Annotated in this window: 22 protein-coding genes; 5 read left to right on the top strand and 17 right to left on the bottom strand. The window is 34.2% G+C overall.

What is annotated here, in order from left to right:
- Nucleotides 1-26: 26 nt before the first annotated feature.
- The 5 genes from FJQ98_RS10565 to ltrA all read right to left on the bottom strand — a co-directional run bounded on the left by FJQ98_RS10565 (nt 27) and on the right by ltrA (nt 4828).
- Nucleotides 27-674, bottom strand: coding sequence for a helix-turn-helix domain-containing protein (locus FJQ98_RS10565; RefSeq protein WP_053596776.1), 648 nt, complete (start codon nt 672-674; stop codon nt 27-29).
- A gap of 101 nt (nt 675-775) precedes the next feature.
- Entirely contained in the window at nt 776-1396 is a 621-nt protein-coding gene (gene ytaF / locus FJQ98_RS10560) for a sporulation membrane protein YtaF (RefSeq protein WP_198926941.1), read from the bottom strand.
- A gap of 461 nt (nt 1397-1857) precedes the next feature.
- A complete protein-coding gene (locus FJQ98_RS26755) occupies nt 1858-2313 on the bottom strand; it encodes a hypothetical protein (RefSeq protein WP_246494302.1) in 456 nt (151 codons plus the stop codon).
- A gap of 44 nt (nt 2314-2357) precedes the next feature.
- Nucleotides 2358-3365 (bottom strand): hypothetical protein, encoded by a 1008-nt coding sequence (locus FJQ98_RS10555; RefSeq protein WP_246494301.1) that lies wholly within the window; start codon nt 3363-3365, stop codon nt 2358-2360.
- A 200-nt stretch (nt 3366-3565) separates the two neighbouring features.
- On the bottom strand, nt 3566-4828 hold the full coding sequence (ltrA, locus tag FJQ98_RS10550; RefSeq protein ID WP_053593792.1) for a group II intron reverse transcriptase/maturase: 1263 nt from the start codon (nt 4826-4828) through the stop codon (nt 3566-3568).
- A 1588-nt stretch (nt 4829-6416) separates the two neighbouring features.
- On the opposite strand from ltrA, the gene FJQ98_RS10545 reads away from it, so the two are divergent.
- Nucleotides 6417-6653, top strand: a complete 237-nt coding sequence (locus FJQ98_RS10545; RefSeq protein WP_053593786.1) for a hypothetical protein — start codon at nt 6417-6419, stop codon at nt 6651-6653.
- A 133-nt stretch (nt 6654-6786) separates the two neighbouring features.
- On the top strand, nt 6787-7545 hold the full coding sequence (locus FJQ98_RS10540; RefSeq protein WP_053593787.1) for a class I SAM-dependent methyltransferase: 759 nt from the start codon (nt 6787-6789) through the stop codon (nt 7543-7545).
- Nucleotides 7546-7622: 77 nt separating this feature from the next.
- On the opposite strand, the gene FJQ98_RS10535 is transcribed toward FJQ98_RS10540, so the two are convergent.
- Nucleotides 7623-8036 carry a GNAT family N-acetyltransferase gene (locus FJQ98_RS10535; protein ID WP_201406725.1) on the bottom strand — a complete coding sequence of 138 codons (414 nt, stop codon included), beginning with the start codon at nt 8034-8036 and terminating at the stop codon, nt 7623-7625.
- A gap of 168 nt (nt 8037-8204) precedes the next feature.
- Between FJQ98_RS10535 and FJQ98_RS10530 the strand changes: the two genes are divergently transcribed.
- On the top strand, nt 8205-9560 hold the full coding sequence (locus tag FJQ98_RS10530; RefSeq protein WP_201406693.1) for a transposase: 1356 nt from the start codon (nt 8205-8207) through the stop codon (nt 9558-9560).
- Between the two features lie 312 nt (nt 9561-9872).
- On the opposite strand, the gene FJQ98_RS10525 is transcribed toward FJQ98_RS10530, so the two are convergent.
- The 11 genes from FJQ98_RS10525 to FJQ98_RS10475 all read right to left on the bottom strand — a co-directional run bounded on the left by FJQ98_RS10525 (nt 9873) and on the right by FJQ98_RS10475 (nt 21241).
- Nucleotides 9873-10949 carry an LLM class flavin-dependent oxidoreductase gene (locus FJQ98_RS10525; protein ID WP_053593016.1) on the bottom strand — a complete coding sequence of 359 codons (1077 nt, stop codon included), beginning with the start codon at nt 10947-10949 and terminating at the stop codon, nt 9873-9875.
- A 99-nt stretch (nt 10950-11048) separates the two neighbouring features.
- Nucleotides 11049-12026: a ThiF family adenylyltransferase gene (locus FJQ98_RS10520; protein ID WP_053593015.1), complete on the bottom strand. Its 978-nt coding sequence runs from the start codon at nt 12024-12026 to the stop codon at nt 11049-11051.
- A gap of 2 nt (nt 12027-12028) precedes the next feature.
- Nucleotides 12029-12856, bottom strand: a complete 828-nt coding sequence (locus tag FJQ98_RS10515) for a SagB family peptide dehydrogenase (RefSeq protein ID WP_053593014.1) — start codon at nt 12854-12856, stop codon at nt 12029-12031.
- Nucleotides 12853-13581, bottom strand: a complete 729-nt coding sequence (locus FJQ98_RS10510) for an ABC transporter permease (RefSeq protein ID WP_053593013.1) — start codon at nt 13579-13581, stop codon at nt 12853-12855. Before FJQ98_RS10510 ends, FJQ98_RS10515 begins: the two co-directional genes overlap by 4 nt.
- Entirely contained in the window at nt 13565-14515 is a 951-nt protein-coding gene (locus FJQ98_RS10505; RefSeq protein WP_053593012.1) for an ABC transporter ATP-binding protein, read from the bottom strand. Before FJQ98_RS10505 ends, FJQ98_RS10510 begins: the two co-directional genes overlap by 17 nt.
- Nucleotides 14508-16280 carry a hypothetical protein gene (locus FJQ98_RS10500; RefSeq protein WP_053593011.1) on the bottom strand — a complete coding sequence of 591 codons (1773 nt, stop codon included), beginning with the start codon at nt 16278-16280 and terminating at the stop codon, nt 14508-14510. The genes FJQ98_RS10505 and FJQ98_RS10500 overlap by 8 nt, the downstream gene beginning before the upstream one ends.
- Before the next feature lie 52 nt (nt 16281-16332).
- Nucleotides 16333-17349 carry a lantibiotic dehydratase C-terminal domain-containing protein gene (locus FJQ98_RS10495; RefSeq protein WP_053593010.1) on the bottom strand — a complete coding sequence of 339 codons (1017 nt, stop codon included), beginning with the start codon at nt 17347-17349 and terminating at the stop codon, nt 16333-16335.
- A 13-nt stretch (nt 17350-17362) separates the two neighbouring features.
- On the bottom strand, nt 17363-18160 hold the full coding sequence (locus FJQ98_RS10490) for a nitroreductase family protein (protein ID WP_053593009.1): 798 nt from the start codon (nt 18158-18160) through the stop codon (nt 17363-17365).
- Between the two features lie 13 nt (nt 18161-18173).
- A complete protein-coding gene (locus FJQ98_RS10485; RefSeq protein WP_053593008.1) occupies nt 18174-18812 on the bottom strand; it encodes a nitroreductase family protein in 639 nt (212 codons plus the stop codon).
- 40 nt (nt 18813-18852) lie between these two features.
- A complete protein-coding gene (locus FJQ98_RS10480; RefSeq protein ID WP_053593007.1) occupies nt 18853-20757 on the bottom strand; it encodes a TOMM precursor leader peptide-binding protein in 1905 nt (634 codons plus the stop codon).
- A 304-nt stretch (nt 20758-21061) separates the two neighbouring features.
- Complete coding sequence (locus FJQ98_RS10475) at nt 21062-21241, bottom strand: thiopeptide-type bacteriocin (protein WP_053593006.1); 180 nt, start codon at nt 21239-21241, stop codon at nt 21062-21064.
- A 225-nt stretch (nt 21242-21466) separates the two neighbouring features.
- On the opposite strand from FJQ98_RS10475, the gene FJQ98_RS10470 reads away from it, so the two are divergent.
- Both FJQ98_RS10470 and FJQ98_RS10465 read left to right on the top strand, forming a co-directional pair.
- Nucleotides 21467-24040 carry a lantibiotic dehydratase gene (locus tag FJQ98_RS10470; protein WP_201406692.1) on the top strand — a complete coding sequence of 858 codons (2574 nt, stop codon included), beginning with the start codon at nt 21467-21469 and terminating at the stop codon, nt 24038-24040.
- Complete coding sequence (locus tag FJQ98_RS10465) at nt 24041-24913, top strand: lantibiotic dehydratase C-terminal domain-containing protein (RefSeq protein ID WP_053593004.1); 873 nt, start codon at nt 24041-24043, stop codon at nt 24911-24913.
- Nucleotides 24914-24923: the final 10 nt, after the last annotated feature.

The following is a 24923-nucleotide window of genomic DNA, read 5'->3' as shown; positions in this document are numbered from 1 at the left end:
AATATCCACCTATCATTAACGCTAAATTATTTTTTTAGTAATGCCTTTGTAGTAAGTTGTACAGCTATTGCATCGTCTAAATAACCAATCGGAAATAAATAATCTGGTATAACATCTACAGGGATTATAAAATATAATAATGTACTTCCAATTATGGTTAGTTCAAAAATTGTGCCCTTCCCCAATGTAAATTTCTCATATAACTCTTTTAATTTGCTTATAAAGGGACCTATGCTTCCTACATTCTGAATTTTTTCATCAAAATCCTTAAGAATTGTATTTTTACCCTCTTCTGTTTGCGCATATAGTCCATAGCTTTCTAGTTTCTGTTCAACATCTGCCACGGAAAATTGTTCATCATCGTAAACATTTGAAGACTTAAGAAGAGCTTGTATTGCGTCAACAGACGTATGAATATCTGAATCTGACTCTTCTTGTTTTTGTTCAACTGGGTATCCTTCAGCTTCAAAAAGATGGATTAAAGGAACTCCAAGGCAATCTGCAAATTTCTCCAAATGTTGTGGTGTCGCTTTTCTCTTACCATTTATTATGCGTGAGATCGTAGCTGTGTCGATTCCAGTGAGTTCACTAAACTTCCGCATAGATAATGAACGTTCTTTCAATAACTCCCTCAGCAATAAACCAAGAGTATTACTGTTTCTCTGTTCAGCCATTTTCGATTCTCCCTTCTTACAGGACTTAACGCCGTTGTCTAATATGAAATTATCATTCTCAAGAAGTGTATAATTACGTTGACATTTTGTCAACACTTTAGTTAAAAGAATGCTGCAAAAGCGACTATTAACAAAATTACTCCACTAATAATTGTTCCAAATTGCCCTAAAGTGAATGAACCGATTCGAATATCTGCTACTTTACTTCCTAACTTAACCCCTAACCAAACAGTAATAAAACTCCCGATTGCAGCAGTTATTGAGATGACAAGTGGCGAAAGACCGAGTAAACCTGCACCTACCCCATTCGTAAGTGCATTCGCTGATAAGGCTATGCCAAGAAGTACAGCTTCTCCCCATCCAATTTCTCCATACTTCTTGAATTGAGCTTCCTCAGGATTTTTTAAAATATCTTGAACATTATTGGACTGCATTTCATTGTTACAATCCTCTATTGAAGTCTCTTGTTTCCGTGGTTTAGCCAGAAGAATAATCCGAATTCCGATGATAAATAATAATAACGCTCCAATAATCACAGGAAGCATACCTGGAAGAATTTTAGAGAGCCAAACGCCAAATGAAATGCCTCCCATACTCATTAGAAAACAAATAATCGAGATTAAAATATTTTTATCAAATCTAACGTTTATCTTCCGAATCCCGTAAGAAAGTCCGACACCCAAATTATCAATACTGGATGAAAAAGTAAAAGCCACAATCATTAACCAATTCACTCAACCACTTCCCTTATTTTTTCTATATCATATTATTCGTGTTGACAAATGGTGCTTATTTATCCGAAAAACGTTGACAAAAAAACAACAAGACCTTAGTAACACAATACAAAGTACTAAATAATCTATCTAAAACTTTGAAAAATGTTGGCTTATCACCATAATAAGAGAGCGATATTTTTATTCGAAGAAAAATGAATTTGTTTAGCTAGGACGGTTTGTTCGGAATTGTACGAGAACTCTGACTACTCCCACAGCTAAAGCAGTGGGGTTCTTATATACTTAAGAGAAGCGTTACAAAGCTCTCCACAGATGGTGTTGCCATGTCCTGTGTACAACATCTTTGATTTATCTTCTGTTCTATAAGACTTTCTTATTTACACAACCGATGTTGTGTTGGCAATAAGTTTTAACGAAGGCAGGTAGCTCTACCTACGGAGGAATACCCCTCACTTGATTTGTTGGATACCCATGCTAAGAGGGAATGTTTTCTTTACTTGTTTCAAGTCTTCTATATGTTGATTGTGTAACTCTAAAAAGGTAGTAAACGTTTTATTGCATAAGTCTTGATTAGGTTGTTGTAAATTTGTATCACTATTCATCAGTAAAAACGCACTATATAAATCTCGTTGTACGAGATGACTTCCAATTTGACTCCAACGTTGATGGAGTTTTTTCTTTTCATAACGATTCGTCACATGGTTATACTGACTGGCTCGGAAGGTTATCGTATTTACTTTCTGTATCGTTTGCTTTGTGTAACCTAATTTTTGATTAATGATTTCCACTAGCATGGCTGGGGCATGATTCCCAATGCTTTTTCCAAAACGCTTTTTAGATTGGATTTTGCCCTGTATAGTTGTTTTGGTTTCGTTTGCACGTTTTGCCAATCCTTTAAAATGCATGGTTTCGATGTACACCTCATCGCCAAGAGACAAGATTTTATTTGCTAACGCACCATGTTTTTTTCTTTGATGTAGGAAGCTTTCTTTCTATATAATTCTTTTACTTGTTCTTTTGTTTTTTGATAGTTTTTACTATATGTCCAACGGAGTTTGACGCCATGTTTTATAGTCCCATCCTTTTTGAAATTGTTAGGATTGGTACTTCTACGACTTCTATCCAACTTGCGTAATAAACGTCTTTTTTGTTTCTCCAATAAAGGTACTTCTGGAGCAAGTGGTTGGATGAAAACTGTTTCTTCTGAAACAATCGCAATGGTAGAAGGACCAATATCAATACCTACTCGTTTTTGTTTTTGATAGGCATGCCGAAAGGCTCCTGTTGATGGTATTCTCTTGGTAGGAAGAATCCCATCCATCACAAGTTGTACGTAAAAAGTATGTTTTCCACGAATCACTTTTTTGACTAGACGACAGTATTTAATGGTATGAAGGGCAAGGGATTCTTTTACAAACAAATCTTGTTTGCGAATACGAACAGGAAGGATTAATCCATTCCAATAGACAATATTCTCTTTAAATCGAATGCCTGCTTTATTAGATTTCCCTTCAACAGAATGAAACATTCCGTACCGTTTAAAGTGTGCTTTGCTCCCTTTAAATAGAACATCTTGAACCGCTCTCCAGACAGTAGAGGCGATTTTCTGAGAAGTATTGCTATCTATATGTTTTTTATAGTTATGTTGATGCTTTTTAATATACGCATGCAGTTGATATTCACTTAATCCAAAAGATTGACGAATGTTATTTAATTCTTTTGCGATCTGCTTCAATTCTTTTGAATCATTCGTTTTTTTCGCTTTTTGGTAGCCACGTAATTGTTTTCGATAGTGTTTTGATTCTTGCATGAAAGTATATTGTTTTACTGCATAAGACAAAGTTGTATTATAGAGTGTACGGGCAATTTCAAAACGTTTTAATAGGAGATCCTTTTGCCATGTATCTATAAGTAACTTGAGTTCTATAATAAAACAATCTTTCTTCCATTTCGTCATTACCCGTCACTCCTTTCTTTTTTGATTATTCACAATATACAATATAAACATATGTTCTATAAAGAAAAAGCACTTCATTCCTCCCGCCTCTGAAGAAGGGGGCTTCCTGAAGCTCACTTCTGTGAAATCGAGTAGGAGGAGGTGATTAACCTCCGTCCTCTCCTACCACCGTACATACGGATCCGTATACGGCGGTTCAATTAAGATGAATAACGCAAAGTTTCGTAACGAACTTGCAGACTTTTCAGCCCTTGGCTCTCCCAATAGGAATTGCCGAGGGTTCTGTGTAATATGGGGCTTTTTGAAATGCGCCAGTACCCTTTTCGAGTATTTCCCCATTCGTATGCTTTTCCGTATGGAACTTTTAAACGAATGAGATTTCTGACTCTGGTTCGGGGTTTCTTCCAATTCTTCCAAAGACACATTCGCAACCTTCTTTTAATCCAACTGTCTAATCTGCTGAATATTGAAGGTGTATCTGCGAGCGCAAAGTATCCACACCATCCAATTAGATATTGGTTTAATTTCTCGATACGGTATTCCATTGGAAATGGCATCTTTCTAGAGGTAATTTCTCGTATTTTCTTCTTCATTCGTTGAAGGCTTGTTTTAGCCACTCGAACTTTTGGTTCTTTATGGTGTGTAAAACTAAAACCCAAGAATTTTCGATTCCATGGTCGGTCTACCGCTGATTTGGACTCATTCACTTTCAATCGTAGCGTTCCTTCAATGAATCGCTGTACGCTTGCTATTGTACGCTCTCCCGCACGTTTACTTTTTACATAGATATTGCAGTCGTCTGCGTAGCGAACGAATTTATGACCACGTTTCTCTAATTCTTTATCAAGCTCATCTAACACGATATTTGAAAGAAGTGGACTTAATGGTCCACCTTGCGGTGTTCCTTCCTCTGTACTTGAAACAACTCCATTTATCATGACACCTGCTTGGAGATATTTACGGATAAGTTTTAATAATGATTTATCATGAATTCTTTTCGCTAATGTTGCCATTAATCGGTCGTGGTTGACCTTATCAAAGAATTTCTCTAAATCCATATCCACAACCCAACGATATCCTTCCTTCATATAACCCTTCGCTTTTCGGACTGCGTCATGAGCACTCCGATTTGGTCGGAATCCATAACTGTTGTCCGAGAAAGTTTGGTCATATTCCTTTGATAATATCTGCGCTATAGCTTGTTGAATCAAACGGTCTGTCACCGTTGGGATTCCTAATAGACGCACACCGCCGTCTGGTTTCGGGATTTCGACACGAAGTACCGGTTGCGGTTCATAGGTTCCCGCTAGAATTTGCGCTTTAATGGATTCCCAGTTTTCAAGGATGTGCTGACGTAAGGTTTGTACGGGCATCATGTCTACTCCCTGGCTTCCTTTATTCGCTTCCACTCGCTTCAATGCTTGTATCATATTCGAACGTGCTAGAATTTGATTCAACATCACCATTTCGTTCCTTTCCGTGAATAGCTTGTCTTCTTATGCCCATCTGAACTACACCCTCCGCAAATACCCTCATGGACTTCACCATTACTTTCTAAGCGTGAGGTTTCTCTGTTTTCCGTGTTCATTCATTCGAGATGGAATGCCAAGGGCTATTCTCTCTTAATTGTTCGGTCCTTCCGATTAGTTCTAGACCCAATCGTACTATGACTTCTGCTGACTTCTGATGGTTCAGCTACTTGTCACCAAATAGGTTATGAAGGGTACTTCACATTTCCATCAGACCTCCCCGGGTAAGCGCATGCACTTTCACACCATCTATCCGCCTCATTTACTCGATATGACCTTCGACAGAAAGGACTTTGTTTTGTTTGGCAAACTCATCCAATCATACCTAGCCTTCTATGAGATTCGTGTTCCTCGGACCGGTGTTTTGCCTCCAGCTTCCTTCAGATTCCGCGTCGCCACGGACACCCTTGCTCTTGGCTAACCTCTACTTCTGTCTTCGAGGTTCGGGACTTGCACCCTATAGTTCATGCGCATGCCGGGCGCACCAAAAAAGAACTGGTTCATTTTAATTGAACCAGCTTCACTAAATATTCCGCTACTTGAGCTAAGTTTTCTTTCGTGGGTTTCCCATCTATTGTTATTTTTATTTTCATTATATTCACCTCACTTATTGTTATATTGAAAAAAATCAAAATGGCAGGCAGGAACAAGAAATTAATTATGTATAAAACGAAAAAAATGCCACTTCAATCGAATTAACGGAAGAAGTGACACGAAAAAAAGAAAAATTATTATGTGGTTACTACTATTATATTGTTTCCCTTTCAAGCGTAAGGAAAGAAAACAAAAAAAAATACGGAGCTCCGTAGAACTCCTTAAAGTAAAATTATGATTTTAATGATTTTCTTAGTCATTATTATTCGATATAATTTCATTTTCAAGATTAAGGAAGCCCTACGAGTTTCCTTGATTTTGATTCTCTATGGTTCAGAAATTCCATTTGCCAACAGTAACAGAAATATCAATATTGATAACGGTATCATAAATGTAATGTTTGAAAGAATACTGAACACCTTTACAGTTATATTTTTAGACTTGACCCCTAAAATTAACGACACAATAAACCCAATGTCTATCAAAACATAGAAGAAAATTAGAATCCATAGATTTATATTCGGAGACCTAAATACAAAGAAAATAAATAATGCAACTAAGAACAAAACTAAAGTTAAAATGATTGGATAAAACTCTTTATGTTGTTTCAATATATTACCTCCTTTCATTTTTTTGTTTCAATTCTAATAGTAAAATGTAATAACTTGGTGAATTTTCGTAATTTCCTATTTTCTAATCCAGTAAGGACTGCGCACTAAATTTTGATAGTCTCAAACTATCGTATGATTATATAGAAAATCCTGACATTTATCAAACATCAACAATTACCTTTAACATAGCCTTATTTATAAATATGAAGAAACTCGTTTTTTTAAAATTTTTCTGTTAACTGCCTTACATTTTTTAATCGCTCAATACAATAGTCGTGTAATCAAAAACAACACTTTATATTGGAGGAAATTTTAAAATGACATTATCACGATCAACTAACGCTGTAGAAATCAACGAGGAAGAAATCTTCAAGGAAGCCTTAGACATATTTATCAGGATGGTGGATACAAAAGAAGATTATCTTGGGTTGAAGGAATTTTTAGAAAAACAAACAAACTATATCCCACTTATAACACCTAATCGTGGATCATATAATGCCGTTTGGGATGTATCGACAATTTCTAATTTTTTTGTACCATCATTGCGTACATAACCATATGGAGCTGAACCATTAACCCACAAACTGGTATCCCCCCATATTCCAATGTGGAATCAAAACTGATCATTTTACGCATTTCTGTTCAATTAAACTCTCTGTTACGCTGATACAAAGGAGATGAGAGACAATGACAACAATATGGAATGCCAATTTATATGATCAAAAGCATGACTTTGTTTCAAAATTTGGAGGAAGCTTAGTGGATTTGCTTACACCACAAAAAAAGGAAAGTATTTTAGATGTCGGCTGTGGTACAGGTGATTTAGCCCATGAAATCGCCTCTCTAGGTGCCAATGTTCACGGGATAGATGCCTCCCATGATATGATTAGCGCTGCACAGCAAAAATACCCATCCATTACTTTTCGCACAATGGATGCTACTACACTTCACATGGCAAACCAATTCGATGGAGTCTTTTCAAATGCTGCATTACATTGGATGAAACAGCCGGATGCAGTCATCAAAAACATTTACAGTGCACTTAAACAAGGTGGTCGTTTCGTTGCTGAAATGGGTGGACACGGTAATATCGCTTCTATTGTTTGGGCACTTCAAAAAAGTATGGAGGAATATAAACGACCTTATATTGAGGAATATTTCCCATGGTATTTTCCAACTTTAGAAGAATATCAGTCGAAATTAGAAGCAGCCGGCTTTACGGTTGAAATGATTACGCTATATGAACGCCCAACACCGCTTCAAGGCGAAGATGGGTTACGTAATTGGCTAGTGATGTTCAGTAACAATATGCTTCAGCATTTATCAGAAACTGAAAAAGTGCAGATTTACAAAAAATGCGAAGAATTATTAAAACCAAAGATTTATCAGGATCATCAATGGGTTGCTGATTATTGCCGATTACGCTTTGTTGCTGTAAAAAAATAACAGCCATTTCACAAATGAATTCGAATAATGTAGCACGTAAAAACGCTTGGAAAATATCCAAGCGTTTTACTTTATATTTATTTATTTGAAATTCCAGACTGCATTTCGTAATTTCTAACGACCATTCCGTTTACTTTTATCATGCCAAACTTCTCATAATAAGGAACTAAATCATCATCACAACACAAATCAACCATATAAATATTATCAAGCTCTTTTAACATTTGTCTGACTAATTCCTTGCCAATACCTTTATTTTTATACGCTGGCAAAACTTCAAGGAACGGAATGTAGGCAGATAGAACCCCATCGCTAATCGCTGTTATAAATCCAACTACATGATTTGTATGATCGTCTAAAGCAATGACCACTTTACTACTGTTTGTTAACAGCTTTAAGTGAGTTTCTGGACTTGGTGGATTCGGCCAATCAACAAAAAAGCCATTCAACATATCAGAAGAAATTCCATCAAGAGAATTTTTGTACATCAACATATATCAGCTCCTAAAATTATTTTTAAATTTTTAGGCAAATGAGTTAATTTCATAATTCTAGTCCCTTTAGTATCAAGGGTTCTAAAACAATAAAAAACGGGCACCTCCCCAAATTCGGTATAATGGTAGCGACGAAACTAACATACTGAATGAGGTGAATGCCCTATGACTATTGTAAAACAAATGAGCCTATTTGACATCCAAGAATTATTGGAAATGGAAAGTTCCCGTCGTTTTGATACGATTTTTGCCACTTTCGACGTGCAACCTATTTTTCAGTTGTTTTCAAAAAAGACATTACGTGGTGCCCCACGTGAATTAAATTACGGTGCTATGATACAGTCACTCATTATTCGTATTGTCGAACGAATTCCAACAATCAAGGATTTAATCAAACGTTTGGTCAATGATCCTTTATTCCGCTTGGATTGCGGTTTTCTTGTTTCTGATGTTGTGCCCTCTGAAGCGTCCTATTCGCGTATGATCGACGTCATTAGTCAATCAGATGTGCTCGATCACATGCAAGATACATTGATTCAAACAGCCTTTATAGAAGGTTTCCTTTGTGATGAACACCTCGCGATTGATGCCACTCATTTTGAGTCACGCGATGCAGCGAAACCTTCGGAGAAAAAAGAGCCTGCACCACCCAAAAAACGTGGACGAAAATCAAAAGAAGAACGAAACGCTTGGCTTACGGAACAAGCAGAAATCAAAGCCAATCAGTCAACTTATGAAAAAGAAATCAAGGACCAACTTGATACACCACTAGAGACACTGTGGCAAGATGTACCCATCGAACCAAATTGGGGCATCAAAAAGAACAGTGATGGCAAAAATACGTTTTGGTTTGGCTTTAAAGGACATCTCGCGGTGACCACAAAGAGTCAATATATTGTTGGACGCCTCATGACATCTGCCAATTTGTCGGATAGTAAAGCAGCGATTCCTCTTTTAAAGAAAGGAAAAGACCTATTTCAAGGGCATTTTAAGACCGCTATTTTGGATGCAGGGTATGATTATGAGCCTATTTACCGTCAATTACATGCGTATCAAATGCGTGCAGTTATTCCCTATAATGTCCGTAATGAAGGCGAGTATCTTGGATTTGATGAGCATTTCAGGCCAGCCTGTGTACGTGAACACAGCTACTGTTACGACAGCTTCGATGAAAAGTACCGAACACTAAAATTCACAAGACCAAAAGAATGTGCAACCTGTCCGTTACGTAATGATTCCCTCTGTCAGAAGGTTTTCAAAATCAAATGTGACACGGATTTACGAAAATTCACGTATCCAGCACGAGGCTCTGAACTTTGGAAACAACTATATAAAGAGCGCACAGCCGTTGAACGTGTAAATGCATACTTAAAGCAATATTTTCAGTTAAACAATGTCCGTCACAGAACAGGAAGAAAAGCAAAACTTCATTTCAACCTGGTGACGTTTATTTATAATGCCTGTAAATTAGCAGTGGATCGTCTCAATGCTTTATTTGAAACACAAACTCAAGCAGCATAATTTTTAAAAACGTAATTTATCTTAATAGGAGCAGTCTAAGCTCTTGAAAAAAGTGATTTATGAAATTGATTCAAATGATATATATCAAAAATAAAGTAGCAAAATTGCGACCTCCAAACATTACTGGCATTACTATAAGATATTCGATTCGAATTCTAAAAACCCCTCTTCTTTATATTTTTACTTTAAATAAGCTTTTAACTAATGATATTTTCAAACTACATTTATTAAAAACTAGTCTTTTTTAGCTTTATTTACACTTGGTGATTAGGGATTGAACATGCACATTTTTCTCAACTTTTGCATGCCTTTTTATTTTAGAAGTGCGTCACTTACATTTGCAGAACAAATTTTTTCATTAAATAACATGATACTTTCTTTTGTACATTCATAAGGCATTCCACCAAAATCAACCTGAAAAGAGAGGTATCCAATATCAAATTCTTCTTTAATATAATTGATTGATTCATTTACCTCTTGTGGAGTCCCTACTAGAATTCTCTTCTCTTCAACAAGCCTTTCGTAGGAAAACGTCTTTAAAAATTCTCCCATTCTACTATACGATTGGTATGAGGACGAATTTTTGTCGTTCCAAGTATTCGCCGCATCAATCCATACTTGCCAATAGTTTTTTAAGTATTTCTTTCCGTTACGGTGGGCTGTTTCATGATTCTCATGTACATACATTGGATATGCTAACATAATCTGATCTTGTTCAACCTTTCCATGACCTGCTTTTTCATGTGCTGAACGATATATATTAAGGAAATCTTTAAAGTTAGAGAAATCTGCAATTGTAGGTGTAACCATTAAGTTATAACCTCTCGCACCTGCCCATTCAAATGACTGCGGGGATGCTGATGTAGCTACCCAGATTTGCGGATTATTATCTTGCGTTAATGGAGGAAATGATGTAATATTCTTAAATTCATTAAAATCCCCTTTAAATGTTGTATGAAACTCGGTCCACAATTTTTCAATTGCATCAATAAACTCGACATAACGGGCGCGACTCTCATCCATAGATACCTTGAAAGCATCAAACTCATAAGGTAGATATGCTCGTGCGAAACCTGCCTCCATACGCCCATTACTTATTGCATCAAGCATCGCAAGTTCACTTGCAACTATTAAAGGATTATGGAATGCTGGAAGTACGCACCCTGTAATTAGTTTCAAATTTTTACTGCGCATAGCAGCGGCACTTAAGAAGTTTGATGGATTTCCACAGTAACCACCATACGGATGGAAAAAATGCTCTGTAATTTTGACACTTTCAAAACCCACCCTATCAATTAGTTCAACAATATTCAGGGCATCCTTGAACCAAGTTTCAGGTGTCTTTAACTCAGGATAACAGTCCGGTAAAAACGTTACGCCATACTTCAAATGAAAACACTCCTTTCTTTTTATAAAATATCAGTTACCAACAGCTAAACATTATTAACTTATTACCTAACCTTCCCCCCTTTTTAACATTGTAATATTTCATTTTTGAATACAAAAAATGCATGATGGAAGTTTATACACATCTCTATTTTTAATAGTTAGTGTTATTGGATTTATTTCAATAATATTTCCTATTGTACGGCTATTTCCCGACATGGTATTTAGTATTTCAACCGCTGCGAGTTCGGTAACAATTCCATATAAAGGTCCGAAAATATTATCGAAACAATCAGATAAATTAATTTGCATTTCCAAACAAGACAAACACAATGTATCATTAGGTATGAATGTAGGACCAATGATGAATTCTTCCTTATTCGAACTAATTAACATCCAGGAGAATCCTATATTAGAAGAAAGGTGTTTTATGTTTGATAAATGATGTGAACCCAGATTCTCTGATACAACTACTACAAACATATTTTTATCTAGCACACTCTCTAACTTTTTCTCATATTCCCATTGAACTACGTGTGCTCCATTTATTACTCGCTCTTCTACACTTTCAATAAATGCTAACCCCTTTGATTTAGAAAGATGTTTTTTTTGTATTCCAATTCCCATTTGAATATCTATATTTGTAACTGGTGCATCATCCACAACAACCATATTCTGTACACCCATTTGAAGAAGTGTAAATGCAATTCGGTATCCCAAAGGCCCTATTCCAAGCACAACTATTTTTTTATTAAGATTTAACTTATAAGAAGGAAGCGCTTGTACAGCTTGCACATAATTATATTCTTTTGCTTCGATAAAAACGTGCTGATCAACTAATTGTTTTACAACATTTTTACTTTTCATGGGAAGTCCTTCATATAACTCAATAAGTTCGTCCTGAAAGACACATTCCTTATCTATTGCATGAATTAACTTTAATAACCTTTTATTACTTGATGTATCTGTAACCGACAGCAAATTTTTATTTGTTGACTTTTCTACTAAATGGATCTTTTCATCATTTAAATATACGATTTTCAGAAATAGATTTAACCTTATATTGTTAAATTCCCACATTGTTATTCCCCTTTTGGTTCGCCAATAATTTGCATACTTACAATGGACTGATTAATTCCATCGAGCTTAAGAACATCCTCTATTTCCTTGTCATAATAGGAACTTATCATCACAGACCCTAAACCATTAGCTGATGCTGATAAGCAGAAGTTTTGCGCTACATGTCCTGCCTCAAGTAGCGCTAAACGGTATGCCCTCGCTAAATATTTCTCCTTAATTGTCCTCCAATTTGAAACAAACAAGATAAAACAATGAGCATTTTGAATATCAAATCCAGCCATGATACTATTCAGAAAGTTTTCAATATCTTTTTGTTCTTTTGTAATGGAGACTAATGTTTCTGTATAACATTCATATCTATATATACCTCGTGCAATCTCATCAATTGATTGTGCAAACACATATACTTCAATAGGATAGATTGCACCCGCAGATGGATAGGTTCGACCTTGTGTAAATTTATTATTTTTGATTTCATCTTTTTCTTCAGAAGTCTCATCATGTATCGTTCCAACTGCCATACGTAATAATTCCGTGAAAGTAGATTTGGATAATCTTGTTGGTTTAAAATCCCGAATGCTACGACGGATTGCTAATACATCCTTAAACGTAGTATTACAAGGGTTTCCAGAAACATTCTTCAATTGAATATCTTCTTCTTTTGGCATTGTCCTTGCAATGGTGCTATGTTGTTTAAATGAAGTTCGTGGTGATAACCGGTGCATTAGTCCACGTGTATATTTGCTGTTTAGATGGTATAACATATCCAATGTTTTCGCATATGGCTCTATATTTTGAAGCAACTTAACTTCATGCTTATCTTTATTCATTTGTCACTCCATCTGAACTTTTTAATTCCTATAAAGGAAATAAGAAGGAACCACACAATAACAATAGTTAGATTAAACCATTGTAATTTAAGTGAGTTATCTGAGAATGACGTATACATGGCTTCTAGGAAAAAAGTTGCTGGATTATAATCACTTATTGTATTTAAAAACGAACCAAAGCTTACATCAAATGATGATGGAATAGCCAATAACATGATGGCTAACAATATAACCTGGGTAACCGCTAAAGCAGAATCAGCATTTGGAATAAGATTTGCTACGGCAAATCCAAATAGACCAAAAAACAAACAACTAATAAAGAACACGACAATAAATAACGGAATATTTAATTCAATATTTACATCGAATACATAAATAGTCAGTAAAAAGATAGCCAATGTTTGTACAACTAGAATTAAAATCGAAACAAATACCTTTGTTGAAATTATCGAAAATGCAGTTAATGGTGTGCCATACATTCTCTTCAAAAGTAATCGGTCGCGTTGAAGAACAATATTATTTGCTTGATTAACTACCATTGTTGTAATGATAATAAAGAGAATGGCTGATGGTATTAAATATACAAAGAATTCTTTTGAGGACTGGTTGCCCCAGCCAAATAGTAAAAAGTAAAAAATCGGCATAAGAAGAACAAAAACACCTTGAGTAAAATTTCGATACATGCTTTTTATTTCTACAAAGACCAAGTTAAACCAGCTTTTCAACTTTATCCGCCCCTTCACTATCTTTCACTAATTCGATAAATATTTCTTCTAGCGAGCTATCTTTTACATCAATATCATCCACTTTTATCTTTTCCTTCGCGGCAATTTGGTGCACTTCTTGCGTTACTTTCGCTACATCCTGATTAAGTATCATCCAGCGACATCCGTGTTCATCCAGTTTTATAGCATCTGGAAATGACTCCAATATTAATTTTGTTTCTTCAGCAAAGTGGATAACGACACTGCTTTGTTTATTGTATTTATTATTATAATTATCTTTTATTAGTTGCATTTCTTCCTGTATAACAACTTCACCATTTATTAGTATTGCGAGTTTATCGCACAAGTACTCCGCCTCATCCATGATCTGTGTTGTAATAACTATCGTTGTGCCACTATCCCTTAGCTTCTTGATAGTTTCCCATGTCTCATGTTTTGATACAGGGTCAAAGCCTGTCGTAGGCTCGTCCAATATTAATAACTTTGGAAGTCCAATCATGGCCACCCCTAAATCTAACTTCCTTCTTTGCCCACCAGATAATTTTCTAACCTGTTTATTAACTGATGACTCCAACTTTAACATCTTTAATAGTTCATCTATTGGGAAGGATTTCTCATAAAGTGAAGCAAAAAATTGTAATGTCTCTTTTACGGTTAGATACGGGAATAAGGCTGTTTCCTGTAACATCAAGCCAATTTTTTCTCTTACTAATCGTCCATTAGTTATGTTCTGTCCAAAAAGGCTCACTTTACCATTATCAGGCTTCTTAAAGCCCATTATTATATCTAAAGTTGTTGATTTTCCGGATCCATTTGGTCCAAGTAGACCGAAGATCTTTCCGGTCTGCACCTCCAAATTGACATTGTTTAAAGCTTTAAAGGACCCAAATATTTTACCAATATTTTCTAGAACAACAGCATTTGAACTACTCATATAAGTACCCTCCTGTAAAAGAAACTTGAATACTAAAAATCTTTAACCCTAATTGATTTATGAATGGTAATAGTGATAACTCTTTACAAGTCATCTTAAATTGATTACTAGCAATCTTTTGTTGGATTACATCTTGAAAGTGATTAGCTTCATCATTATTTAATGTTGATGGATTAACTAGTGGGTAAATACCCGTTTGTTCTTGTCCAAACATTGTCGTAAATAGAGCTTTTTCTAATGTGTCTTCTAACGCTTTTTCCTTATTCATATGTGCTGCATAAAAGTCCTTGCCATCAACCGTGACTTTAAATATAAATAATTCAAAAGTAGTTAGTATATAACAAATATTAATAGATTCTTGGTCATCAATTGTAATCATTCTTTCTAAATAGGAGGCGTAAGAAGTAAGGCTATCTTGGTAAGGAGTCCATAATATTTCTTGACTCTCTAGACAGTTTTTCTCCATTTCTAATACTATTGCTTTATACAAAGCTTCAAGAGAACTTCGGCCAAATATAATCATACTATTCTCATTATCTATTAGCTTCTTTTGGTAGTAATTTGTAACCCCAAACATAATTGCATAAAACCGTGCCAACATATTATTTCTAGCAGCAACCGAAAAATTACCTACTTCTGAAATACTTACACTACATTGGGATAGAACTGTTTGGGACAAATCAAATTCATCAATATGAGTTATTATTCCTAGGTAAGGTGAAACGAGTTTATGAAGATTATCTAAGAATACCTCGCCAATTTCATATTCTACTTCGTCATTTAGTCGCCCGACAACCTGTGTTTCAACACATCCCTCACAGGTATTAATCCGTGGTATGTAATGATACGTTGTCTCAAGTTGATTATTTAACTGTATGGAGTGATCAACGCAATTTTTTTTCCCTGTTCTTAACCCCCCTGTATAGCTGAAAACTTCCAGTGAAATTAGATATGCGACAATTTTTTGCGCTATATTTTCAAAAGCACTCTCATTTCCTGGAGGTAAGTATAATTGTTCGTTTATACACGAACTACATCTATTTGTTCCTTGTCCTATCCACGGGCCAATATATAGGGAATCCTCATACATATTTACTGGTAAAATAGGAATCTGGTAGTTCTTATTTATATGTTGTATCAAACTCCAATTCTCTGTCTTGCTCAAATCATTAAGACATATAAAAACATTAATATTATGGAGATTGGTTTCTAATTTCTCTTCCGTTACGACGCTTAGGTTAAAATCATTTCTTTCTTCAGAATTCGTAATAGATTCAGCATATTTTTCCTTTATATCCCATTTAAAGTTACCACCCATAAGCACAACTTTTTCTGTTCCCATCCTAATCAATGCTTGTGCCACCATGAATGCTGTATAAGAACTACCATAGATACCAATTGTAGAGCCTCTGAATCTTTTAAAAGTGGTATTTGGCGTTGATGAATATTGTTCTATAAAACGTATAGATGATTCGAATTTTTCTTTTAGTGAATGTTGAATTGGAATATCATCTTCAGTTTTGTCCAAGATATAGTCACGCTCATAAAGTTGCCCAATAAACTCCTTTACAAAAACATGCCTTCTTTCTGGTATCATTTCCAATATTTGATCAATATCGTGACTCCCATCAAGGAATGGAAGTAAAGATTCGAACCATTTATACAAATTTTCCCCTCGCATTACTTTGCTACCTGATAAACCCGCAAAGTAAATGCCATCTTCAATTGGCACATAGTAAACACTATCTTTTAGTTTTGGTTTCATTATTACCCTCCAATCTGTTTTATATATTTTTCATTTTTTGTATTTGTTTATGCTATGAGGTACCAAAATAAGATTCAATTTCATTTGCACACACCCAACATAGAAAGAATCTATATTTTGGACTAAAGCCTAATTGGGATAACGTGATATACATAAAATTAATAAGTATTCGAACAATCCTAAATTGCTTTGAATCCAAATACTTTCGTATATCATTACTACTATAAATATGGTTATGGAAATCACTTACTTTTGCATGACTTCCTTGTATTGCTTTCGCCTTCACAGATGTCCTTTTTATGTTCGCAGCCACTATTAAATACATGTTGTTAATAACTTGATTCCAGTCAAATAATATTTGCTGTAGAAATTCCGGCAATACTCCGATGTTATTCATAAATAGAGCTTCTGAATAATCGCTTATATCCTCTGATAAGTCTAGATATATCTTTTCAAAATCTTCTTTTGTCTGTGCTGGATTTGATATCATGTTAAAAAAACCTTCAGTATGCGAACGATAACTTAAAGAGCTAACCTCCCTATTTTGTTCAAAATTCGCAAAGTTTAACATTAACAAGATTGACACTATCGATCGTAACTTAGTATTTTCATTTGTTGATTTTATAACCTGTAAAATAAACGGAGATAGTTTTGTCATTATTTCTGCCATAGTATCATGGTCAAGCTCATCAAAGTGATTGGAGCGATCATCATATTTTGTATCATGGATTGTATTATTATCCATAAATGGGGAAAAAGGTCCTGATTCTCCTTCTAACTTCCCTAATTGTTTATGCACCCGTAATAATTCCTTTTTATTTAATATTTCTGTTGATGGGTGTTCTTTTAAATATGTCTGTAAATTATCGATTAAATACGTTCTGATTTGCTCGTAATCGGTTTCATTGGCACTAATATTCATGCGGATGTGAGAACCAAACTTCCAATGTCTGCGAAAATAAAACTTAAATGTATATTTCTCATTTAGTGTGCTTATGAGTTCATTCATTTTCAGCAATAATGCATCTTTATTATGTTCATAATAATAGATTGAAATTGTCTGCCACATTTATATCAAGCCCCTAATCTGAAATATTTATTTTTAAGTCACTGTATTTCGATGAACCAACAATGATACTATATATAGGCATTCTATCTTCCGATATTAATACCGTATTCATTCCTTTTTCGTCAAAACATTTTACAGGGCGAGCAAAAAAACCTAATTTAGCATATTGCATACAAATTCGTTGGGCAATACGCCCAGCTTCCATTAAAGCTATACGCCATCCAACCGGACCGTATTTTTCTACATACAATTTAATCGGACTATAGATGAAGTAAACACAAGTCATTGAATGTAAATTAAAAAAAGGATATTGGCAGTTTTTTTGCAATAGAGTTTCGAATTGACCGATATTCTTTTGAATAAACTCTTTCTCGTTCGCACTATATGAATAGATACCTACTTCAAAGTCCTCTGCCTGAATGACAAAAGCATATAGTTGGACTGATTCCTCCTGTGTGTCTACCTTGAATCTGCCTATTTGAGTAAATGTCCGCCAATCAATCGGGCGATATTTACCCACGACCCCAAACAGTCCCTGCCCCGAATTCCTTTGAAAAGTTGTCTCCCTTAAAAGATTCAGATCAATTTCTAGATTTGGAAAATGCACAACTGGAAATGACTCATTCGTGTTTGTTAAAGATAAAAAGTATGATTCCATCTCCCGCAAACGTTTGCAATAACCCGAACGCAGACCATTTGATTGTTCCCAGTTTGGGAATTCATGTAAAACTTCGTATTCTTTTAGCTTTCTCTCTTTATACCCATCATCTTCTACAACTTGAGAATCCTCATATTCTATTATTGCTGCCAATACCCCTTCTTCCTCAACGGGGATGTTTAGCATTTTCGCAATATTCTGATAACAAAAAAACATATCTCAATTGAGAGTGATTGCTTTTCTGGCGAGTATTTATATGCATATATAATTGCTCAATTGCGTGACCTGCTTCGAGTAATGCCAAGTTATAAGCAAAATCACCATATTCTTTACCTAAGCGCCAGAATTCTGAGCTAAAGACCCATATTCTTGAAACTCTTTTCATATCTTGGTTAAATACTCTTTCTAGTAAATAACTTGGGTCCCCCAAACCTATAACTTCCAATTCATTTCTAAGTGGGTCAAATCGATAAGCACCTTGCTCCAACTCCTGGGAAGCTTTATTCACTATTAAATAGGATTCTATAGTATGTAGACATCTTGCTGAAGGAAAACCCCTATGTAATTTCCAAGGATCATGTGGTGTATAATGAAGTATGCTGAAAGTCCCCCGCAAAACGTCTGATATATAATTCATTGTACTTGATGAATTATCTCTATCTGAATGTGGCAAGGAATATATTTTATTTATATTGAGTCTCTTTTTGAATCTCAATACTTTTGTATAATTACTGTTCTTTTTTATTACATTAACTTTATTATATGTAGTGTCTAATGCAAATTTATATACAATTTCATTAATCATGAATAGATACCTCCCTATTCTATTTTATTTTCATGTAATTTCACGGAAATGGATGTGGGTAAACAGTGTTAAAATCCGGAATAACCCCCCCATATTCTTCCTTCAACCTTTTAAACCGCTCAACGTTACCAATGCGTCTATATTGATGCCCAAATGTCATCGGTAGAAGGCTAGGAACAAGTACCTTTACTGTATGGAAACGTAATATTTTCTGTTCCGGCGTTGTTTGCTGAACAATGATAACATCGTGACCTAAGTTTATTATTTCATCAATTATTTTTTGAAGATTATATGTTAAATTCTCTGGTTGAAAATCTAATGATTTTCTATTTATGTCTTTTATAGATAAAGTGTTTTTATCTGTAAATAAAAAGTCAAACTTATAGAATGATTCTTCTAATGAATATAGTAAACTATGATCATCCATTTGTTTAACCAATAAAGGATTCTTAAGCATTTCTAAAGCTTCTTCATGACGGTTTATACTATCGGTTTCTGCTGAAGGTAGCATTGTTAAGAGCTCAAACAGTGCATTCCTAATTGCCACTTCGGCTGTAAGACTTGCAGCCGCTGCAGAGTGTGTCTTAGGAAGTCCTTTCTTTTCCCCCACCGCTAACACCCATATTGATGGTACACGTACTTCCCTTGTGATGTAAAAAATGTACACCTGATAGCCTCTAGATCTGATTTTATTTATTAAGCCTAGTGATTCTTTATCAGTTAATGATTGAATATCTATTTGAGATGTTGATAATTGACCATACCATGTGGCTAAAAATGTATCCCTTTCTATTATTTCAAACAGGCCATTCAAAATAGCTTCTTCTAAACTAGATCCTAGTGCACATCCATTAGATATTTCATATAAAAATCTTTCTTGCTTTGAAAGACGATAATACGCTATTTGTTCAGGTATAAGTACGGTGTCATCTTTTTTAAAAGAATACGCCCATACCCAGGGAATAGTTAAATCTTCATTATAAGGCACGAGTTCCATATTCGGTTCTAGATACTGTTTTGGATGATGAAGGATAAAATCTGACGGATTGATTGCCATCTCAACAATGTCTTTATACGCATGATTTTCCTTAGTTTTTTTACTAGGTCTACCACCGGCCCTCTCCAAAGCCTCTAGAATTGCAACTTTATCATTTAACTCAAATGAATCAGTACGCCCAACACCTATTTCTCTATGGGAATTGGTTGGAATCTCAACAGTGGTAAATCCTAGCTCAATTTCACTAAACCATCTTTGCTTTAACGATATTACGCCCGACAGTGGATCATAATATATTTCTTCTAACTTTTCTAATGACAATTCACGAGGTTCTCGAGGAACTTCTAATGAAATTTGTCTTCTTGGAAGTAGTTTTACATAGGATTCCCTTCTATAATCGTAGAAGGGATGTGCACAGGCAGTGCAGTCAGGACTTGCTAAAAAGGAATGGTTATAACACGCTAAAGTTTGTCCATCAATTACCTTGTACTTTTTCACTGACAATACTGAATCGGTATGGCATACACTCCTCCCTGAATTATTGTTATCTAAATCATGCAGAATAATATGAAGTAGTGTATCTACTAATAAAGGGGTAATTATCGATTGATTATTTCTAAGTCGGTTATGTTTTTGATCTGTTTGATCTATGCCCCTTATTTTTTTCGACGCACTATCAATTCTAATTTGCAAGCATTCATAACAGCCAGATTCATTTGGAAAAATAATAGGCCCTAAAAAAACCGCACCACCATCAATAAATACACGATATATCCATTTCCCATCAGCATGGGATTTTTTTTGCCATATAATATCCCTTTCGATATCTTTATCATCATGAACTACAATAACGCCTTTCGAACTTGTATTCTGCAATGCCCCATATGACTCATTTATCTTTTTAGAAAGAAGATCAAATAGCTCCCCATATCCGTTTACTGCTTGCATTCATCTAGCCTCCTTAGAGCTTCTATCCTTTTAAAATTACAGTGAAATACAAACTATCTACTACTCACTAGATTCTAATAAAAAGCAGGTAAGTTTATGTGTTTGCATATTCGACATCATCGAATGGTTGTCTCTCAAAAGATGCTAAAAATTTCTGTAAATCAAGATACTTAAGATTTTTATTCTAATATCTTCATATGATGTCAATTTCAGGTTATAACTTCATAATACAAACTAGAATTAGTTGATTGAGTTAAATATTTGCTCGAAATCTATTACACTCTCAAACATGTAGCATACATACTTATTCAGTACCACAGCAACAACAAACAACACAACAACTACAGCATACAGTCGTTCCCTTAGATGCAGCCATATCTGGCAATCCAAGAGAATCTGAAATATCCATTACTTCAATGGAGATATCTTCCTCTAAAGCTTCTTCATCTAGCGCTTCAAATAAATATTCAGCATGTTTTTTCATTTCAATATCACCTCAGTTTTTGGATTATTTATATTTCAAAATACAGGAACTTTCCTCTTTCCTTACCTGCTTAAATGTGATATTATGCTGAATAATGTCGAATGTCAATATATTCTGTATATTCCGTATATTTCGACACGCACATTTTATCCAATAAAGGTAGTTTTATAGTCGTTTTTTTCATTAATAAAGTACCTTTTTAACATTTTGAGAGAGGTGAGTAGATTGTGTGATGTAATAGCAAGACTATCTGGATTACCCATCGATGGTTTAGAACAGTTTATTGCAAAAGAATCTATTGAATTTATAAAGAAACGACAGTATGTCAATTTCCAATGCGAAAAACTAGCAGATGAATTAAATGAGAGGATATATACCCTTGTACCTGGAATCCTACGAAAGGATTCCAAGCGAACACTCCTTAAAATTAAAAGAAGAATTTCAATGGGAAGTATATTAAAAACTGAGGATATTCATATTTTAGAACAATATAAAATATGTTCACTGAAAATAACTGAATATAACGTGTGGGCACAAGAAAAGGAATATAATCTTTCGCTTCAAAAAGCAAGAGCTATGGAAATAGATACAGCAAATGTTACTTCTGAAATCAAAAAAGTATCTTCATCACAAGTCCTACAAAATGGATTACTCTATTCGAGTCTTACAACACTTGACATGACTCAACAATATATTGATGGAAAAGATTATAGCAATAAGGCAATTCGCCGTATTGAGTCAACATTAATCAGATATTTGACAAGAATAATGACTAAAACAAGCCCTTTCAGTTCATTTACCATTATAAGTGGCATAAATGTTTCCGAAAATCATACAAAGGTCAACAATAATGAGGATTCTATACAAAGTACTGTCTATTTGAATCCAATAATTTCATATACTTTACTAAATCATTTTTATACTAAACCTTTTTTATATAATGTGCCTGTTGTAATCAATCCGAATATATATTTTAGTCAAGATAAGATTTATATTTTCACAAAAACAGTTGACATTAGTAATGGAGGAATTAGAAATCCTGAACATCAATATTCGCTTCCAAACTCTACGACGATTCAATTTATTATTCATTTACTTTATGAAAATACACAACTATCAGTTAGGGAGATTCAGCAACTATTAAAATCACGTAGTAAAAACAGTGAAAAACTAATTATTAACTTAATAAAAATTGGGTTATTAAAACCAGCCATACACACAGAAGAATTTCGTATAGATTTATTACATACATTCTTAAAGGACCCTAGTTTAAATAGTTTTTCATCCTTAATTCAGTCTTTGACAAAGCTTAATGACTATTTAAAAGCCTATTCAAGACAATTCTATGATGTTCACAAGCGTATCCAAATAGAAAAACTAACCGAGGAGGAAATAAAGCGTTTATACCAAGAATTATCTATAACCAATCCAATTCCTAACCCGGTATTTATTGAAATTTGTTATCGGACTAACGAAATCCAGATAAGCACCAATACACTGAGCAGTATGCAACTTTCCCTACAAAAGTTCTCAAAATCATGTATTGTGTTTGATCCTTTTTTTAGCGTGAGGGAGACCCAAAAAGAGTTTTATAAAAGAAATTTTCATAATAAGTCCTGTGTTTTAATTGAATTTTATAATAAATGGAGTTCATTCGTGGAAGAAAATGATTCATTCAATCAAAATAGTAAAAGTATATCACCTTTGAATCTGTTACGAGAAAAATTAATATCATATAATCCATATCAACTAGAATCTATCGAGCAACATCACCATATTCAGAATGAGATTTACAAGAAAATAATTACAAGCCAGATACAAAAAGATATTGATATTTCACCATTACTCCATGGTAATAGTCACACGCGAAACACCGAAAACATTAGTATTTTGGGACAAGTACAAGAAGATAGCACTATTAAAATTGTCATAAATAAAATTACGGACGGTAATGGTCAAATGTTTAGTAGATTTCTAGAACATTTACCTTCAAAAAATATTGAGCGAATCAAAAAAATCAATCAAATAAAACAAACAAAAGGAACAATTACAGATATTCATGCTTTTTTTGGGTTTGCTGGGGATAGTCGCCCTGTACTCACAGATAAAGTTATCTGTTACCCTGGGTCCCATTTAACAAAGGAGGCAGATAACATATCAATCTTTGATTTGGAAATAGTGTTGGATGAAGCAGAGGATATATTGCAATTAAAAAGAAAATCTTCAGGAGAAATCATAAACCCTAAATATTTAGGCTTTATGACACCTTTCCTATTGCCTCCTCTAGCAAGGTTTTTAGCGTTGTTTAATTCTTTATCACAATTAATCACTAATCCTATTAATATATTTATAAATCGGCTCATCCAATTATGCGATGATCATGTGATGCGTATACCACGTATCTTGTATGGAACTGATATTATCTTGTCACGCCAAACTTGGATAATTCCCCAAAGCGCATATCCAATTCCTAAAGCACCATTGAATGATTTGGACTATATGGAATTCTTACTAGAATGGGTTAATACTCATGATATGGGTTATCATTTTTTTATAGAAAAAAGGGAGGATTTGGAGCCAAATACACAAATAAAGAATAGAAATATTGCCGACAAACCGCAATATATAGACATAAGAATCTATCACCATTTAAGAGAGTTGAAGAAAATATTTAAGGAATCCACCCACTATGTGATTATTGAGGAAGTATATCCAGAAATCGGTAAAGGATATCCTTATTTTAATAAGCAAAAGACTACTGAATTCGTTTTCGAAATTTCTCCAAAGGAGCGATATTAAATGAACAAGGAATGGATTAGTTTACATATTTTTTATCATAATTTTAGTAGATTAGATTTCCTTTTAAACAATTTAATATACCCACTTAAAAATAAATACCTACAAGGAAGTCAATATTTCTTTTTAAGATACTGGGAAGGGGGACCACATATACGTCTGCGGGTAACTGATAAAAATTTACAATTAGATACAATAATTCAACACATTGAAGAATTTCTATCTAAGTACCCAGATATTTCCACCATCACCAAAAATGACTTCTACGGGCAGCGTATGAACTTAGAAAGAGAAGATATTAAAAAATACAAATGGTATGAAAATAATTCTATTAAAGTTATACCTTATCATATTGAAAACGACTATTTCACAAAATCAAACGAGGATATGATCCATGTATTACTTCATTGTTCTAGTGAATTTTGTCTTGATTTATTAGGTCAATTACATGATAAAGAAAAGAAAATTCAGGCAGCTATCTATTTTACTTTAATATTAATTTCTTATTTAATGAATTTCAAACACGAGCAAATTTTGGACTTTTCCTACAACCACAGTAAATCATGGGCTAGCATATCAGATAAGGATCTAATACAGAATAAAGCAAAAAGATATATTGAAAATAACAAAGTTTCTTTTTATAAAAAAATAAATAAATGGGATGAATTCCTTTCAAATAATGGCTTTTTTGAACAAATTGTTTTCAATTGCAAGAAAATACAATATGAAAATAACTTTTCCGACGATACAAATTATTTCTTAGGTGGATATATCCACACTACAATGAATCGAATCGGATTAACACCAATAGAAGAGACATTTGTACTTGCTATCGTACATGAAGCAGTCGACAAAAAGTTGTTTTTAGCAAAATAGTATGAAACTA

The organism is Lysinibacillus agricola (assembly GCF_016638705.1).
In the GTDB taxonomy this organism is placed as follows: domain Bacteria; phylum Bacillota; class Bacilli; order Bacillales_A; family Planococcaceae; genus Lysinibacillus; species Lysinibacillus agricola.
Note: the sequence above shows the minus strand (reverse complement) of the source record. Positions and strands in the feature narration are given on the sequence as shown.

Coding starts and splice junctions, on each gene's coding strand:
- FJQ98_RS10540 (WP_053593787.1), top strand. CDS start 6,787: ATGACAACAATATGGAATGCCAATTTATATGATCAAAAGCATGACTTT.
- FJQ98_RS10530 (WP_201406693.1), top strand. CDS start 8,205: ATGACTATTGTAAAACAAATGAGCCTATTTGACATCCAAGAATTATTG.
- FJQ98_RS10465 (WP_053593004.1), top strand. CDS start 24,041: ATGAACAAGGAATGGATTAGTTTACATATTTTTTATCATAATTTTAGT.
- FJQ98_RS10565 (WP_053596776.1), bottom strand. CDS start 674: ATGGCTGAACAGAGAAACAGTAATACTCTTGGTTTATTGCTGAGGGAG.
- FJQ98_RS26755 (WP_246494302.1), bottom strand. CDS start 2,313: ATGCATTTTAAAGGATTGGCAAAACGTGCAAACGAAACCAAAACAACT.
- FJQ98_RS10505 (WP_053593012.1), bottom strand. CDS start 14,515: ATGAGTAGTTCAAATGCTGTTGTTCTAGAAAATATTGGTAAAATATTT.
- FJQ98_RS10515 (WP_053593014.1), bottom strand. CDS start 12,856: ATGAATAAAGATAAGCATGAAGTTAAGTTGCTTCAAAATATAGAGCCA.
- ytaF (WP_198926941.1), bottom strand. CDS start 1,396: ATGATTGTGGCTTTTACTTTTTCATCCAGTATTGATAATTTGGGTGTC.
- FJQ98_RS10495 (WP_053593010.1), bottom strand. CDS start 17,349: ATGTGGCAGACAATTTCAATCTATTATTATGAACATAATAAAGATGCA.
- FJQ98_RS10485 (WP_053593008.1), bottom strand. CDS start 18,812: ATGATTAATGAAATTGTATATAAATTTGCATTAGACACTACATATAAT.
- FJQ98_RS10520 (WP_053593015.1), bottom strand. CDS start 12,026: ATGTGGGAATTTAACAATATAAGGTTAAATCTATTTCTGAAAATCGTA.
- FJQ98_RS10545 (WP_053593786.1), top strand. CDS start 6,417: ATGACATTATCACGATCAACTAACGCTGTAGAAATCAACGAGGAAGAA.
- FJQ98_RS10555 (WP_246494301.1), bottom strand. CDS start 3,365: ATGACGAAATGGAAGAAAGATTGTTTTATTATAGAACTCAAGTTACTT.
- FJQ98_RS10475 (WP_053593006.1), bottom strand. CDS start 21,241: ATGAAAAAACATGCTGAATATTTATTTGAAGCGCTAGATGAAGAAGCT.
- FJQ98_RS10500 (WP_053593011.1), bottom strand. CDS start 16,280: ATGAAACCAAAACTAAAAGATAGTGTTTACTATGTGCCAATTGAAGAT.
- FJQ98_RS10480 (WP_053593007.1), bottom strand. CDS start 20,757: ATGCAAGCAGTAAACGGATATGGGGAGCTATTTGATCTTCTTTCTAAA.